We start from the raw sequence: 14,885 nt of genomic DNA on the forward strand, positions 1-14,885 counted from the left end.
TCGAATGGGCGGCAAGTGGGACGTGATCGTGATCGGCGGTGGACATGCTGGATGCGAGGCGGCTGCCGCGTCCGCACGGTTCGGTGCGCGCACCCTGCTGCTGACCCACCGGCTCGAGACGATCGGCGCCATGTCGTGCAATCCGGCGATCGGCGGCATCGGCAAGGGGCACCTGGTGCGCGAGATCGACGCACTGGACGGTCTGATGGCGCGTGCCGCGGATCGTGCGGGAATTCACTTCAAGTTGCTGAACCGCTCGAAGGGGGCCGCCGTGCATGGCCCGCGGGCGCAGGCGGACCGCTCGCTCTACAGGACGGCGATCAACGAGCTGCTCAGGGAGACAGGGGGCCTTACGATCGCAGCGGCGGCCGTGGACGACCTACTGCTTGATGTCGACGGCGCGGCGTGCGGCGTGGTGTGTGCTGACGGGCGACATGTCGAGGCGGGCGCCGTGGTGCTGACGGCCGGAACGTTCCTGGGTGGGGTGATCCATGTCGGCCACCAGACCACGCCGGCCGGCCGGGTTGGAGAAGGACCGGCAGCGAAACTTAGCCAACGGCTGAGAGAGATGCGACTGCCGCTCGGCCGGCTCAAGACCGGAACTCCACCGAGACTGGCTCGCGACAGCATCGCCTGGGATGAATTGCCCGAGGATTGCGGAGATGATGTTCCGCAGCCGTTCAGCAGGATGACGACGTCGATCGACAACCAGCAGCTGTCATGTCGTATCACCACGACCACGCCAGAAACGCACGCGCTGATCCGCGACAACCTTCATCTTTCGGCGGTGTATGGCGGCGGCATCGCGGGGCGCGGACCACGCTATTGTCCTTCGATCGAGGACAAGGTCGTGCGATTTGCAGACCGTGACCGACACCAGGTTTTTCTGGAGCCCGAGGCGTTGCCGGGCAACCCGGGGGGCGACCTGGTCTATCCGAACGGGATCTCTACAAGCCTCCCCGCAAGCGTCCAGGTACTCCTGGTGGCGACGATGCCGGGACTGCAGCGAGCCCGCATCGTCCAGCCAGGCTACGCAGTCGAATACGACCATGTCGACCCACGCGCGTTGTGGCCGACCCTGGAAGTGAAGCAGATTCGCAGGCTGTTCATGGCCGGGCAGATCAACGGCACAACCGGATATGAAGAAGCCGCCGCGCAGGGTTTGCTTGCCGGCCTGAACGCGGCGCGACGCACATCGGGCAGCGACCCGATCGTGGTGGATCGCGGCACAGGCTATCTCGGCGTGATGGTCGACGACCTGACCACCCAGGGTATTTCCGAGCCGTATCGCATGTTCACCTCACGTGCCGAGTACCGGCTCACCTTGCGCGCTGATAATGCGGATCTTCGACTGACCGAGATCGGCACCGGCTGGGGATGCGTGGGTGCGACACGCGCGGCAATATTCGCGCAGGATCGGAGCCTGATCGACGAGGCGATGAGGCATGCCGAGGACGAAAGCTTCGCACCAGCTGTGCTTCTGGAGCACGGCCTCCCCGTGACTGCAGACGGCCGCCGGCGGACGATCCTCGACCTCCTCGCAGTCGAGCCGACTTCAACGGCTCTGCTTGGTCTGGCTCCGTGGCTGGCACAGCTGCCGCAGCGGGTCCGGTTGCATGTAGAGACGGAGGCTCGTTATCGCGGCTATCTCGGCCGGCAGGCGCGGGAGATCCGTCAGCTGGCGGCGGAGTCGTCGCTCATTGTTCCTGAAATGTTGGATTACGAGGCGATCGGCGGGCTCAGCACGGAGATGCGGGAGCGCCTGATGGCAGCACGTCCGGCAAACTTCAGTGCGGCACGACGGGTGCCAGGAGTGACGCCGTCAGCGTTGATGGCACTGCTGGCGCATCTGAAGGCCGCCTGATGTTTCACGTGAAACATTCGTCGCCGCTCGGGACCGTTGTTTCACGTGAAACAACCGAGCGCCTGATGGTGTTGGCGGACCTCCTCTCCCGCTGGAACCCGAGGATCAACCTCGTTTCGACCGGCGACCTGCCTCACCTCTGGCAGCGCCATATCGAGGATAGCCTCCAGCTGGTGCAGGAGATCCCGCCTGGGGCCCCGTTCATCGATCTCGGATCGGGCGGCGGCTTTCCTGGGCTGGTGCTGGCAATTGCCAATGAGAGCCCGGTGACCTTGATCGAAGCCGATCAACGCAAGGCCAGCTTCCTGCGTGAAGCTGCCCGCGCGACCGGCGTGCAGGCGGAGATCGTCGCACGGCGCATCGAGCAGGTGGATCTGCCGCCGGCCGATTACGTCACAGCGCGCGCCCTCGCACCGTTGCCGCGCCTGCTCGGATGGGCGACGCGGTTTCTCTCCCATGACGGCATCTGCGTGTTCCTCAAGGGGCGCACCGTCGACGAAGAATTGACCGCAGCTGCGTCGGAATGGCACATGGCGGTCTCCCGACGACCAAGCCGCACCGATCCGGATGGCGTCATCCTCAGGCTGAGTGAAATCAGGCGTGTCAGTGAGCCCGACCGGGCGACCGGCCGGTAAATCCGGTTCGGCCGCGCCCGCTTCCTCCCCCCACATCATCGCCATCGCGAACCAGAAAGGCGGAGTTGGTAAAACCACGACAGCAATCAACCTCGCAACGGCCCTTGCGGTCCTGGGCTATCGCGTTCTGCTGATCGACCTGGATCCGCAAGGGAATGCCTCCACCGGTCTCGGCATCGATTATGCGAATCGGCGCGCCGGCAGCTACGCGCTCATGGCTGAGGATCGGACGGTCAACGACCTCGCGTGCGACACCCAGATACCCTCCTTGTCCTTGATCCCGTCCGACAATGAATTGGCCGGCGCCGAAATCGAACTGGTCGACATGGAACGCCGCGAATACCGGCTGGCTGAGGTGCTTTCACCGGCAGAGGCACCGCTCGCCTACGATTTCATCCTGATAGACTGCCCGCCCAGCCTGGGCCTCCTGACCCTGAACGCCCTGGTTGCTGCGCAGTCCGTGCTCGTACCATTGCAGTGTGAGTTCTTCGCGCTGGAAGGTGTAAGTCAGCTTATCCGCACCATCGAGCGCGTGCGGCGCGCCTTCAACCTGACACTCCGACTGCAGGGTCTCGTGCTGACAATGTTCGACCGCCGTAACAATCTTTCGGAGCTCGTTGCCGCAGACGCCAGGAGCTTCTTCGGTGACCAGGTGTTCGAGACGGTGATTCCGCGCAATATCCGCATCTCCGAAGCCCAGAGCCATGGCAAACCGGCGCATCTCTACGATCCGAAGTCGAGCGGCGCCCAGGCCTACGACCGGCTCGCAGAGGAACTCGTCATGCGCACCAGGGCGGATCCTCCGCGGGCAGCCAGGTCATGAGCACGCGCAAGGACCCACAGGCTCCCCGGCTCGGCCGCGGGCTTGCTTCCCTGCTCGGCGAGAACCACGCCGGCACCAGGTCTGCAGGAGATGCCGTAGGCGATGTCCATCGCCTTGCGGTGGAGCTGCTGGAACCGGGAGCCTTCCAGCCGCGCCAGATCATGGAGCAGGAGCCGCTCGAGGAACTTGCCGATTCGATACGCAGCCGCGGCATCCTACAACCGATCCTCGCACGCGTTCATCCCGAGCATCCGGGCCGCTACCAGATCATCGCCGGCGAGCGTCGGTGGCGAGCCGCACAGTTGGTCGGGCTGCACGAGGTTCCGGTTCATATTCGTGACCTCACCGACGCGGATGCCATGGCCGCGTCGCTGGTGGAAAATCTGCAACGCCGGGACCTGAATGCGATCGAGGAAGCGGAAGGCCTGCAACGCCTGATGGGCGAGTTCGCGATGACCCAGGAGGAACTGGCGGGTGCCGTCGGCAAGTCGAGGAGCCACGTCGCCAACACGATGCGGCTGCTGCAACTGCCGCTCTCGGTGCGCCGAGATGTCATCAAGGGGGATCTATCGGCCGGCCATGCCCGGGCGCTGATCAATCATCCCGATCCGGCAAAGGCGGCCATGGCGGTCATCGCCAAGCGATTGACGGTGCGCCAGACTGAAGCTTTGGCGCAGACTCACCTGACCGCCAGCCGCATCGCACCCCCGTCGGCACGGGCCGATATCAATCAGCGTGACGGCAAGGATCCGGAGATCGTGGCACTGGAACGCGACCTTCGGGACAAACTCGGCTTGCGCGTCGAGGTCCAGTTCAATGGCCGGAGCGGCGGCCAACTCCGCATCCACTACGACACTCTCGATCAGCTCGACGGCGTGTTGCGACTGCTGAACCAATAAGTCGCCAAGCCTGGCTTGCGCCCACTTCCCTTCATCTACGCACGCTGCTATAGCGCCGTCACCCGCGAGGAACCCTGGTCTGGACCAGGATCCGAGCATGGGGGCGCATAGCTCAGTTGGTAGAGCAGCTGACTCTTAATCAGCGGGTCGTAGGTTCGAATCCTACTGCGCCCACCAATCACCACAGCCGCGCAGCCGCCTCACCTCACTACAGTGAGGGCTGAACCACCGCCATGATCACGATCACCAGCATCAGGACGGTCGGGACCTCGTTCGCCATCCGATAGAACCGTTGTGGTCGACGGTTGCGGTCGAGCTGGAAGTCCTTGCGCCAGCCGGCGCAGGCGCCATGAAAGCCCAGCATCGACACCACACCGGCGAGTTTCACGTACCACCAGCCGGCGTGCCAATCGACGGCGCCTGGTGTCAGGATCAGCAACACCCCGAATACCACGCTGGCAATCATCGCCGGTGTCGTGATCTGGCGCAGCAGCCGACGCTCCATCACCTTGAACCCCTCGCTCTGGTCCGACCCGGGCGTGACCATGCAGTGGTAAACGAACAACCGCGGCAAGTAGAACAGGCCGGCCATCCACGCGATCACCGAGATCAGATGGAAGGCTTTCTCCCACTGCAGATAAGGTCCGAGTGCCGCAATCATGTTCGCCTGACCCGCTCGACCAGCGCCGCCACATGTTCGGGCGGAGTCTGTGGCAGGACGCCATGCCCGAGGTTGAAGACATGCGGTCGGCCGCGCATCGCATCGCGGATCACGTCGATCTGGTGCCCCATGCCGTCGCCGCCGGTGACCAGGCATAGCGGGTCGAGATTGCCCTGCAGCGCTACGCCGTCCGGAACCAGTGCCGCCGCCGCCATCATGTCGGCCGAGGTGTCCAGTGCGAGGGCATTGATACCCGTCGCAGCAGCATACTCCCCGACCAGCAGGCCGCCGAGCCGGGGGAAGCCGATGATCGGCACCGACGGATGACGTGACCTGATCTCGCGAACGATCTGTCGGCTCGGCTCGATGACGTAGCGACGGAACTGTCCCGGTGGCAGCAAGCCGGCCCAGCTGTCGAACAGCATCACTGCCTCGGCTCCGGCATCGATCTGCGCGCACAGCATGGTTGCGGTGGCCTGCGTCAGCATGTCGATGAGCCGGTCGAACAGCGCCGGATCGGCATAGGCCATCTGCCGCGGCTCGAGGAATTCGCGCGAGCTCCCGCCTTCGACCATGTAGCAGGCGACAGTGAAGGGCGACCCGGCAAAGCCAATCAACGTGGTGGCGCCGGCGCTACCGCGACCCAGGACGGTCTCGTCGCCAGGCGCATCGAGCGCCTGCCTGAGCCGTCGCAATGTCTGCATGATCGGCGCCGTGACTTCAGCCACCCGTTCCGGCTGCAAACGGTCCAGGTCCTCACGTGTGCGGATCGGTTCGAGCACCGGACCCACACCCTCCACGAACTTCAACCCCTGGCCCATTGCCCAGGGCAGGATCAGGATGTCGCTGAACAGGATCGCGCCATCCATCGCGAAGCGTCGGATCGGCTGCAGGGTGATCTCGACGGCAATGTCGGGTGTCATGCAGCGGGTGATGAAATCCGCCTGTGACCGCAAAGCCCGGAACTCAGGCAGGTAGCGACCGGCCTGCCGCATCAGCCAGACCGGGGGCGGCCAGACGGCTTCGCCTCGCAGAACACGCAACAGCCGCTTATCCGTCATCTTCAGGTTCGCCTGTTTGCGCTCGAGCCGGCCGATCGGTCTTACCGGCTTGAGCGGATCTAAGCATGAAAGAAGAAGAATAAAATGGTTGGAGTCCTAGTAGGCCCTGTGGATGACGGGGTACCCGGCTTGCGAAAAACGTACCCCGCTTTTCCCACAGCGTGTACAACCTCAAGCCTGTTGATTAGGCTGGGTTTTCCAGACTTATCCCGAAGTTCCTGACATGGTGCTGTGTACAACCCCATGCTGTCGCGGCTTTCGCGCGTCATGCACCTGACTCGGTACCCGGTCTGGCAGAGCCTCTTATCATCCCCGTGTACCCCAGGACTCCCATAAGCGTGACACCGCCTGTTACCCCGACTCGACTCGCCCTCTCCATTCCAGCGGCCGCCGGCCTGCAGGCCTCGAGTCCGGCTCTCGTTCTGGCCAGCTCGTCGCAGACCCGCCTGCGGCTCTTGCGGGATGCCGGGCTCCGGGTCACGGCGCGGTCCCCTACAGTGGATGAGGCTGCCCTCAAGACGCAGGCGCTTGCGGCCTGCCTGCTGCCGTCGGACGCCGCCCTCATGCTCGCCGAGCACAAGGCCGCTTCCATCCATGATCCGGATGCCATCGTCATCGGCGCCGACCAGTTGCTGGTGTGCGAGGGACGTTGGTTCGATAAGCCATCCGACCAGGCAGCAGCAAAGCGGCAGCTGCAGGCGTTGAGCGGGCATCGGCATGTGCTGCACACAGCCGTCGTGTGCCAGCAATATGGTCGAACGCTTTGGCAGCATGTCGCCGCTCCGGCGCTGGACGTCCGTCCGCTTACCGAAGCGTTCCTGGCTGCCTATCTGGCACTCGAAGGGGATACGGTCCTGCAGAGTGTCGGAAGCTACCGGCTCGAGGGTCCGGGGGTGCAGCTATTCGAAGCGGTCGATGGCGAGTATGCCGCGATCCTCGGCCTGCCAATGCTGGCGCTGCTCGGCTTCCTGCGACGGCAGAACCTGCTGCTGAGCTGACCGGCTTTCCGGCACTGCCGGCGAGACTTGCCACCGTCACGAACCACCGCTATACGCCGCGCACCCAAGCGTATCACGATCGGTGCGCCGACCAGACGATGGGGCCATAGCTCAGCTGGGAGAGCGCCTGAATGGCATTCAGGAGGTCAGCGGTTCGATCCCGCTTGGCTCCACCAGTCCTCCAACCATCCTTGTGATGCCTCGACGGAAGCGACGACCGCAGCCGCTCGGAAGCCTTTCTGCCGCCCGCACGTTGGGCCGACGAACGCAGCGAGATCTCCGGACATGAGCAAGAAGCACAAGGCTATCGAAGGCGAGATCGTCACGGCCTCCGGACCTTGGCGGGACCTGTTGCTGGTCTGCCGCAAGTGCAGTCGCAAGCTGGACGGCGGCTTTGGCGAGAAAAACAAGCACGCCCTCCCAGACGCCATGAAGCAGGTCCTGCGCGATCTGGGCCGACGCCGCGACGTCCGCATCCTGGAGGTCGGCTGCCTCGGCCTCTGTCCGAAGGATGCCGTGACCGTCATGCATGGGGCGGCACCCGGGGAGATGCTGGTGGTGCCGGAAGGTCTGGACCTCACCCTCCTCGTCGAGCGCATCGGTCAGGCCACTCTTCCAGGCGGCTTGACACGCGGCGCCGCAGCCCGTTCCTGAAGACGACCTCAGGAACGCTCTGGATTCCTCCACTGCATCATCTCGACCACCTTCTCCAGCACTACGGCTATGGCCTGGTCGGCCTGGTTGTCATGCTGGAGAGCATGGGCGCACCGCTGCCGGGTGAAAGCCTGCTCATCGGTACTGCGCTCTATTGTGCCGCAACCCACAAGTTGAACATCACATGGGTGATCATCGTGGCGGTGGTCGGCGCCATCATGGGTGATAATTTCGGCTACCTCATCGGTCGCAGTGTCGGCTTCCGTGTGCTGGCCCGCTGGGGCAGGAAGATCGGCCTGACCGAGGAGCGCTTGACGCTCGGCCGCTACCTGTTCCGCCGACATGGCGGCAAGGTGGTGTTTTTCGGTCGGTTCATTGCCATCCTCCGCACCTTTGCCGCCCTGCTCGCCGGCGCGAATCGGATGCCATGGCATGTTTTCCTGCTCTACAACGCGCTCGGCGGCATCGGTTGGGCAGGCGGCTACTCGCTGTCCGCCTACCTGCTTGGCAGTCAGATGGAAAAGATCACCGGTCCGCTCGGCATCTTCCTCGGCGCCGTTGCCGTCCTGGTCCTCGGCGGCGCATTCATGTTCCTGAAGCGGAACGAGAAGCGCCTGACCGACGAGGCGATGCAGGCGGCCAGGAAGGACAAGACACCGGCCTGAACCGCATCGCCGAGCTCAGATGTTCGCCTGTTCCTGCTCCGGCGGTTCATCGCCGGGCTTGTAATACAGCGCGGCACATTCCTGTTCCAGGACGCCGGCCACCGCGGTCATGTCGTCACGGAATGCGTCATCGATGATGTCCAGCACGTCGATATGCCGGTCCTCGAAATACATCGCATGAACATCCTTGCGGCAGGCGCCATACACGACGCGCTCGATGCTGCTCCAGATGCTTGCCATGCTGCACATGCCGCAGGGCTGCAGCGTGGAGTAGAGAGCGGCGCCCCGTAGGTCGTCCCGTCCCAGGCTTTCGCAGGCGCGCCGGATTGCAACGATCTCCGCATGGGCACTGGGATCGTGCCGGATCCCGACCTCGTTATGCGCCTCGCCGACGACCTCGCCGTCGAGAACGATGACACAACCGATCGGAGACGCGCCCGGCGTGTCGCGCCCCGCCTGTGCAAGCTCCAGCGCGCGACGCATGAAGCGCTCGTCTGTTTTGCTGATCATGTCCTGGACCTCCTGATCTGTTTTCCTGAAGCGCCGGGTCGGAGCGTTATCCAGGCCGGGGCATGGTCGCTGGCGTTATCCTGCCCGCGGACCTGTCTGTCGACGCCAGCATCCTGCAGGTGTTCGGCAATGGCGTCGCTGAGCAGCAGGTGATCGAGCCGCAGGCCGGCATCGCGTGCCCAGGCATCCCGCTTGTAGTCCCAGAACGTCGGCGATGGCCCGACCGGGTGGATCGTCCGCACAGCGTCGGTCCAGCCTTGCGCCAGCAATCGACGAAACGCGTCGCGGCTGGCCGGCTGGAGCAGTGCGTTGTCGGCCCATGATCTGGACCGGTAGATGTCGGCATCGGTCGGCACGACGTTGTAGTCACCAGCCAGCACCACCGGCAGTCCGGTCGCGTAAAGGTCTGCCGCATGGGCGATCAGGCGCTCGAACCAGGCCAGCTTGTAGTCGAATTTCGGGCCTGGCTGCGGATTGCCGTTCGGCAGGTACAGGCTTGCGATCAGCACCCCGTCGACTGCCGCCTCGATGTAGCGTGCCTGGATGTCGGCGGCGTCACCCGGCAGGCGGCGCCGTGTCGGCACCGGCGCGCGGCCGCGGGCCAGGATCGCCACTCCGTTCCAGCTTCGTTGGCCGATCCAGACCGCTCCGTAGCCGGCATCATGGATCGCCGCTTCCGGGAAATCCGCCGTTTCCGCCTTCAACTCCTGCAGGCACACGACGTCGGGCCGGGCCTCGTGCAGCCAGGCGAGCAGACTGGCCAGGCGCTTGTTGATGGCGTTGATGTTGAACGTGGCGATCTTCACAGGGTCGCCAACGCTGTCGGGCGGCTCCGGATTGCCCCGACGCATGACTGGACGCCGAGCCTGTTTGCGGGAAAAAGTCCGCAGCCGCCGTTCCAGGAATTCGACATGAGCCGTATGCCGCACCGCGACCCCGCATTGCCGACACGTCGACACGGGTGGCTCATCCACTGCCTGGTGGCCGCGACGGCGTTGGGAGTGATGCCGGCCCGATCGCAGGAGGCGCATGGACTGCCCACCGGATCACCTGTGGCCGCAGTGGCGACACCGGCTTCCACGGACAAGCCGGAGAAGTCCGACAACGCGCTGATCGGGGAACTGCCGTCGAACAGCGTCACCCATCATGACCTCACCGCCGCCTGGGGTCATGTCGGATACACCGCCACGGCCGGCACGCTCACCCTGCGTGATGCTGACGGCGCCCCGTCGGCCCGCGTGTTCTATGTGGCCTACGTGGCTGACGGCCAGCAGGCGCAGAAGCGACCGGTTAGCTTCTTCTTCAATGGTGGTCCGGGCGCCGGCAGCGCCTTCCTGCATCTCGGTGCCGCCGGCCCGGTGGTGTTGAACTTCCCCACTTCCAACCCGACCGATGGCGCCAACGCGCAGATCGGGCCCAATCCGGATAGCTGGCTGCGTTTCACCGACATGGTGTTCATCGACGCCGTCGGCACCGGCTACAGCCTGCCGGAGAAGCCGGCCAAGGCGGCGGCGGAATTCTATGGCGTGAAGCAGGACGGGTCCGCCTTCGCCGATGCGATCCGGATCTGGCTCGAGGCCAACCGGCGCGAGCGCTCGCCGAAATACCTGGTCGGCGAGAGCTATGGCGGCATCCGCTCGATCAAGACCGCCTATGCGCTGCAAACCGAGCAGAACATCCCATTGGCCGGCATCGTCATGGTCTCGCCGGCGATCGAGATGAGCCTGCTCGGCAACACCGACAACCCGGTCAGTGATGCGATCCTGCTGCCCAGCCTGATCGCCTCGGCGCAGGAGCATGACCACACCCTGACCCCGCAATCGGCCGACGACGCCTATCGCTACGCCTTCGGCCCCTACCTCTCGACGATCGCCGGACCCCCGCTCGACGCCGACGCGGCGCACCAGTTCTACGCGAAGGTCGCCGGCATGACCGGCCTGCCGGAGAGCGTGGTGGCGAAGGAGCGGGCGCAGCTCGACCCGCAGGCGCATGACGTGCGCAGCCGCGACGGCCGTCTGTACAGCCTCTATGACGGCACGGTCTCGATTGCCGACCCGTATCCCGAGGGCATCGACAATGCCGACAGCCCGGAACCGGTCCTGGCAGGCTACGGGCTGGCGTACGGCAACGCCTTCACCGGCTATGTCGGCGACGTGCTCGGCTTCCGCACCGCGCTCAGATACGACCTGCTGAACCTGAAGGTGAACAGCGCCTGGGACTACAAGCAGGGCAGCGAAACGGTCGCGCGCGGGATGCCCGACTTGCGGAAACTGCTGGCCCTCAACCCGTCGCTGCGGGTTTTCATCGCCAATGGCTATTTCGACCTGACCTGCCCATTCGCCGGGTCGCGCTGGCTGATCGAGCACATGCCGGTCGGCCGCGACCGCGTCCGGCTCAAGGTCTATCCGGGCGGCCACATGATCTATACCCGGCCTGACAGTCGCGCCGCCCTCGCCCACGATGTTGCAGCGCTGTACGCCGGCAGCCCGTAGCCTGCCCCCGGGGTATGTGCGTCGGCGGCTTTCTGCCCTGGTTGCGTCGGCGTTCCTGACGTTATCGGGGTGCGCATACTCGCCACCGCTCTGCATTCCGCATGCGGTTCCCGACAACGTGGTCTTCGTCGTCTCGCACGGCTGGCACACCGACCTGGGCATCCCGACCGGCGCCTTGCGTGGCCGGATGACGCTGTTCCGCAGGTTGTTCCCGGGCATGACGGTGCTGATGGTCGGGTTCGGCAAGCGCACCTTCATGATGGCGCCGGTGACGCATCTCGATGACCTGCTGGTCGGGCCGTTCCCAGGCGATGGCACCCTGCTGGTCGCCGGGCTGCGCGCTGCCCCGGACACCGCCTACGATGACGGCACCATGGCGACACTCACGCTGCCACCGGACGGTGCGGAGCGGCTCTCTGACTTCGTGTGGAACAGCTTCGGGATGCGCGACGGACAGCCGCGTCGCATCTCCGACGGCTTCTTCCCGGGGAGCAGCTTCTATGCCACCCGGATCGGCTATTCCGGCTTCTATACCTGCAACAGTTGGACCGATGACGCCCTGCACGCGGCCGGCCTGGTCGCCGGGCCGGCGGGGGTCGTGTTCGCCGGCCAGGTCATGCAACGCGCCACGTCAGTCGCAGGCGCCAGCTGCTCGATCCCGACGCACCACCACTGACCGGCAGGGTGTGGCGGTCGTCAGTCGGTGGGCGGTCGGGTCGTCACCTGGGCCGGAACCGTCTCGCCGTTCGGCATGACAATGTAGGTCCGGCTGGGACTTGAGCCACCGCCACCAAGGCTTGAACTGCAGCCACCAAGGGCGCCAGCAGTCAGGATCGTCGCCACGCAGGCCAGTACACGGATCATCATACGACCGAGTTCATCATGGCCGGTGATGCCGTTCAAGATCGGCCCGTGCAACAGACCGCGACCGCCGGGCCTCGCTCTGCCGACAGGGTTGCGGTGTCAGTGACGCTGCGCCATGCGAGCCTGCAGCGCTTCATCGATCGGCAAGGTGGTGGCGGTCAGAGCCACGCCCTGCCAACCGGCGCCGATCGCAGTGAACAGCCCGATCGCATCCTCCAGCCGGGCGAGTTGCCCGACCGCTTCCAGGTTCTCAGCGGTGTAAGTCGCTCGCTCGCTGGTCAGCACGTCGAGGAAGCCGACCAGGCCGGCTTGGTACAACCGCCTTGCCCGATCCAGCGCCAGAGCGTTGTCCTGTGCCGCGCGATGCAGGGTCGAGGTACGGATCTCGTCGTTGCGGTAGGCCACCAGCCTGTCCTCGACCTCCTGGAACGCGTGCAGCACGGTCTGCTGATAGGTGAGCCGGGCGGCCTCCGCGTTGGCCCGCGCCTCGCGCACCTGCGCCGACAACCGGCCGCCGTGATAAATCGGCACGCTCGCCTGCAGCAGCAGCGACCAGGCGAGGCTGCTCGCGGTGAACAGCTCGTGGATCATGCTCGACTGCGGTGTGAAGCTGAGCGGCAGCACCACGTCCGGATAGAGCTGCGCCACCGCGACGCCGATCCTTGCCGTCGCCTGCGCGTATTGCCGTTCGGCACGCCTGATGTCCGGCCGGTTGGCGATCACCATCGACGGCAGCGCCACCGGCAGCGGCGGGATGTCGGGCAATGGTGCCGGCCGGTCCAGCATGGCCTCGAAGGTGCCCGGCATCTGTCCGGTCAGCACCGCGATCGCATGCGACAGCTGGGCGATGCGGGTCTGTAGCGGCTGGCGGGTCGCCTGCTCGGTCTCCAATTCGCCCTGGGCCTGCGCCACCTGCAAGGTCGTGCCGAGCCCTTGCGTATAGACCTTGTTGGTCAGCGCGAGCGCGTCGCCGGCCGCCTGGATGTTCTGGTCGGCGATCTGCAGCTCCAGCTGGCTCGCGCGTAGCGTCACGTAATCGCCGGCAAGCTCGGACAGCAACGCCAGCAAGGTTCCCCGCCGCTGCTCGATGCCGGCATCGACCGCCGCCTGCTGCGCCTCGATCGAGTGGCGGATGCGGCCGAACACATCGAGCTCCCAGCTTGCCGTCAGCCCGTACTGCCAGAACCGGTTGTCCGAGTTCACGCCCGCCAGCGGCGGATATTCGAGCGTGGTGCTGAAGCGCTGGATCCCGGCCGCCGGTGTCGCATCGATCTGCGGATACAGCCCGCCGGCGATCTGGTCGCGCAGGCCGCGGGCCGCGAGCAGGCGCTGGCCGGCGATCCTGAGGTCGTAATTCCCGGCGATGGCCTGGTCGACCAGCATGGTCAGCACCGGGTCGTGGAAGCTCGCCCACCAGTCCCGCATCTGCGCCTGGGTGCGGGCGATCTCGTCCGGCGTCGCCGCATGCTCGGTCCAGTTCGCCGGCAATGCCGTCTCCGGCTGGTGATATTTCGGGCCGACCATGCAGCCGGCCAACAACAGGCCGGACAGCACCGTCGACAGCATTCCGGCGAGATGGCGCCACGGCGCAGGCATGAAATCCGCCATGGTTCTTAGAGATGATCCTGCAGCCAGTTCGGTAGCCGGTCATGGTCCTTCACCTCGGCGCCCACGGCCACCGAGCAGGTCATGCCGGCAGACAGGATGATCCCGGCCGGGATGCTGTCGATATGCACCCGCACCGGGATCCGCTGCGCCAGCCTGACCCAGGTGAAGACCGGGTTCACGTCCTGCAATCCGGCCCGGTCCGGCGTACCGTTCTCGTCGTTGATGCCCCGGGCGACGCTCTCGACGTGGCCGGTCAAGAGTGGCGCATACCCCATCAGCTTGATCCGGGCCGGCTCGCCGACGGCGATGCCATGCAGCTTGGTCTCCTCGAAATAGCCATAGACCCAGAACGAGTCCGCATCGATCAGGGCCACCCGGGCCTGGCCTGCCATGACGTAGTCGCCGGTGCGCAGCACCAGGTTGGTCACGTAGCCGTTCACAGGCGCATAGAGCGTGGCCCGCTCGAGATTCAGCTTTGCCAGGTTGAGCTGTGCCTGTGCCGCATCCAGCGCTGCCTGCGAGGTCGCTGCGGTCGAATTGAACCGCTCGCGCTCCTCCGCCGACACGATCCCGGCAAGTCCTGCCCGGCGTGCGGCATCGGATTGCCGCAGACGCAGATCCTCGCGTGCGCTGGCGAGATGGGCGGCGGCCTCGTCGATCGCCAGCCGGAACCGCGACGGATCGATGACGAACAGCGGATCGCCCTTACGCACGAACTGGTTGTCGCGGATCGGCAGGTCCACCACTGTCCCGGACACCTCGGGTGCGATGTCGACCACGTAGGCCCGCACCCGGCCGTCACGGGTCCAGGGCGAGACCATGTAGGTGCGCCACAGCGAGCCGCCGAGCAGCAGCGCTGCGACGACGACCAGGAGCGTCAGGCTGACCCGAAGCAGGGCGCGCAGAAGGTTCATTGCAGTCGGAGCCTTGAGCCAGGGGTCATGCAGGAACCGTCACGCGTACCTGACCAGCAGCGACAACACGCACACATAGAGCGCCACTTCCAGAAGCGGCAGGTGCCACGTCCAGCCGGCCAGGCCGGTGCGCCAGATCAGCGCGCGCAGCAGCAGCGTGATCGGCAACGCCGCCAGGCAGTACAGCACGATCGGGGCGAACAGCACGCCTGCGATATGGATTTCGGCCAGCACGGC

17 protein-coding genes and 2 tRNA genes are annotated in these 14,885 nt (G+C 65.5%); 11 read left to right on the forward strand and 8 right to left on the reverse strand.

Annotated elements, in window-relative coordinates; translation table 11 throughout:
- The first annotated feature begins 4 nt into the window (after nucleotides 1–4).
- From mnmG to ACOEQ2_RS09345, 5 genes are all read left to right on the forward strand, one after another.
- Nucleotides 5–1,864: a tRNA uridine-5-carboxymethylaminomethyl(34) synthesis enzyme MnmG gene (gene mnmG / locus ACOEQ2_RS09325; RefSeq protein ID WP_419731087.1), complete on the forward strand. Its 1,860-nt coding sequence runs from the start codon at nucleotides 5–7 to the stop codon at nucleotides 1,862–1,864.
- Nucleotides 1,864–2,499 carry a 16S rRNA (guanine(527)-N(7))-methyltransferase RsmG gene (gene rsmG, locus ACOEQ2_RS09330; protein WP_419731088.1) on the forward strand — a complete coding sequence of 212 codons (636 nt, stop codon included), beginning with the start codon at nucleotides 1,864–1,866 and terminating at the stop codon, nucleotides 2,497–2,499. The genes mnmG and rsmG overlap by 1 nt, the downstream gene beginning before the upstream one ends.
- Nucleotides 2,471–3,322, forward strand: coding sequence for a ParA family protein (locus tag ACOEQ2_RS09335; RefSeq protein ID WP_419731089.1), 852 nt, complete (start codon nucleotides 2,471–2,473; stop codon nucleotides 3,320–3,322). The genes rsmG and ACOEQ2_RS09335 overlap by 29 nt, the downstream gene beginning before the upstream one ends.
- On the forward strand, nucleotides 3,319–4,221 hold the full coding sequence (locus ACOEQ2_RS09340) for a ParB/RepB/Spo0J family partition protein (protein WP_419731090.1): 903 nt from the start codon (nucleotides 3,319–3,321) through the stop codon (nucleotides 4,219–4,221). Before ACOEQ2_RS09335 ends, ACOEQ2_RS09340 begins: the two co-directional genes overlap by 4 nt.
- A 101-nt stretch (nucleotides 4,222–4,322) precedes the next feature.
- Nucleotides 4,323–4,398: transfer RNA gene (locus tag ACOEQ2_RS09345), tRNA-Lys, on the forward strand.
- Between the two features lie 31 nt (nucleotides 4,399–4,429).
- Here ACOEQ2_RS09345 and hemJ read toward each other — a convergent pair.
- Nucleotides 4,430–4,882, reverse strand: a complete 453-nt coding sequence (hemJ, locus tag ACOEQ2_RS09350; RefSeq protein WP_419731091.1) for a protoporphyrinogen oxidase HemJ — start codon at nucleotides 4,880–4,882, stop codon at nucleotides 4,430–4,432.
- Nucleotides 4,879–5,943 carry a uroporphyrinogen decarboxylase gene (hemE, locus tag ACOEQ2_RS09355; RefSeq protein ID WP_419731092.1) on the reverse strand — a complete coding sequence of 355 codons (1,065 nt, stop codon included), beginning with the start codon at nucleotides 5,941–5,943 and terminating at the stop codon, nucleotides 4,879–4,881. The genes hemJ and hemE overlap by 4 nt, the downstream gene beginning before the upstream one ends.
- A gap of 338 nt (nucleotides 5,944–6,281) precedes the next feature.
- On the opposite strand from hemE, the gene ACOEQ2_RS09360 reads away from it, so the two are divergent.
- The 4 genes from ACOEQ2_RS09360 (at nucleotide 6,282) to ACOEQ2_RS09375 (ending at nucleotide 8,260) form a co-directional block, all read left to right on the forward strand.
- On the forward strand, nucleotides 6,282–6,941 hold the full coding sequence (locus ACOEQ2_RS09360; RefSeq protein WP_419731093.1) for a Maf family protein: 660 nt from the start codon (nucleotides 6,282–6,284) through the stop codon (nucleotides 6,939–6,941).
- A 100-nt stretch (nucleotides 6,942–7,041) separates the two neighbouring features.
- A tRNA-Ala gene (locus ACOEQ2_RS09365) sits at nucleotides 7,042–7,117 on the forward strand.
- A 109-nt stretch (nucleotides 7,118–7,226) separates the two neighbouring features.
- Nucleotides 7,227–7,595: a hypothetical protein gene (locus ACOEQ2_RS09370; protein ID WP_419731094.1), complete on the forward strand. Its 369-nt coding sequence runs from the start codon at nucleotides 7,227–7,229 to the stop codon at nucleotides 7,593–7,595.
- A 92-nt stretch (nucleotides 7,596–7,687) separates the two neighbouring features.
- The gene (locus tag ACOEQ2_RS09375; protein WP_419731095.1) at nucleotides 7,688–8,260 is read left to right on the forward strand and encodes a DedA family protein; all 573 of its coding nucleotides are present in this window, start codon (nucleotides 7,688–7,690) and stop codon (nucleotides 8,258–8,260) included.
- Between the two features lie 15 nt (nucleotides 8,261–8,275).
- Here the strand turns inward: ACOEQ2_RS09375 and ACOEQ2_RS09380 are convergent, their stop codons facing one another.
- On the reverse strand, nucleotides 8,276–8,770 hold the full coding sequence (locus ACOEQ2_RS09380; RefSeq protein WP_419731096.1) for a nucleoside deaminase: 495 nt from the start codon (nucleotides 8,768–8,770) through the stop codon (nucleotides 8,276–8,278).
- Nucleotides 8,767–9,576, reverse strand: a complete 810-nt coding sequence (locus ACOEQ2_RS09385) for an exodeoxyribonuclease III (RefSeq protein ID WP_419731097.1) — start codon at nucleotides 9,574–9,576, stop codon at nucleotides 8,767–8,769. The genes ACOEQ2_RS09380 and ACOEQ2_RS09385 overlap by 4 nt, the downstream gene beginning before the upstream one ends.
- Before the next feature lie 105 nt (nucleotides 9,577–9,681).
- On the opposite strand from ACOEQ2_RS09385, the gene ACOEQ2_RS09390 reads away from it, so the two are divergent.
- The gene (locus ACOEQ2_RS09390) at nucleotides 9,682–11,262 is read left to right on the forward strand and encodes a S10 family peptidase (protein ID WP_419731098.1); all 1,581 of its coding nucleotides are present in this window, start codon (nucleotides 9,682–9,684) and stop codon (nucleotides 11,260–11,262) included.
- Nucleotides 11,263–11,380: 118 nt separating this feature from the next.
- Entirely contained in the window at nucleotides 11,381–11,938 is a 558-nt protein-coding gene (locus ACOEQ2_RS09395; protein WP_419727730.1) for a DUF2459 domain-containing protein, read from the forward strand.
- 20 nt (nucleotides 11,939–11,958) lie between these two features.
- On the opposite strand, the gene ACOEQ2_RS09400 is transcribed toward ACOEQ2_RS09395, so the two are convergent.
- The 4 genes from ACOEQ2_RS09400 to ACOEQ2_RS09415 are packed head-to-tail and all read right to left on the reverse strand — an operon-like array spanning nucleotide 11,959 to nucleotide 14,882.
- Nucleotides 11,959–12,165, reverse strand: coding sequence for a hypothetical protein (locus tag ACOEQ2_RS09400; RefSeq protein ID WP_419727731.1), 207 nt, complete (start codon nucleotides 12,163–12,165; stop codon nucleotides 11,959–11,961).
- A gap of 60 nt (nucleotides 12,166–12,225) precedes the next feature.
- Nucleotides 12,226–13,722 (reverse strand): efflux transporter outer membrane subunit, encoded by a 1,497-nt coding sequence (locus ACOEQ2_RS09405; RefSeq protein ID WP_419727732.1) that lies wholly within the window; start codon nucleotides 13,720–13,722, stop codon nucleotides 12,226–12,228.
- Between the two features lie 17 nt (nucleotides 13,723–13,739).
- Nucleotides 13,740–14,648, reverse strand: a complete 909-nt coding sequence (locus ACOEQ2_RS09410; RefSeq protein WP_419727733.1) for an efflux RND transporter periplasmic adaptor subunit — start codon at nucleotides 14,646–14,648, stop codon at nucleotides 13,740–13,742.
- 39 nt (nucleotides 14,649–14,687) lie between these two features.
- Nucleotides 14,688–14,882 (reverse strand): DUF1656 domain-containing protein, encoded by a 195-nt coding sequence (locus ACOEQ2_RS09415; protein WP_419727734.1) that lies wholly within the window; start codon nucleotides 14,880–14,882, stop codon nucleotides 14,688–14,690.
- Nucleotides 14,883–14,885 lie beyond the last annotated feature (3 nt).

The organism is Lichenicola sp. (assembly GCF_965198575.1).
Classification (GTDB): Bacteria; Pseudomonadota; Alphaproteobacteria; order Acetobacterales; family Acetobacteraceae; genus Lichenicola.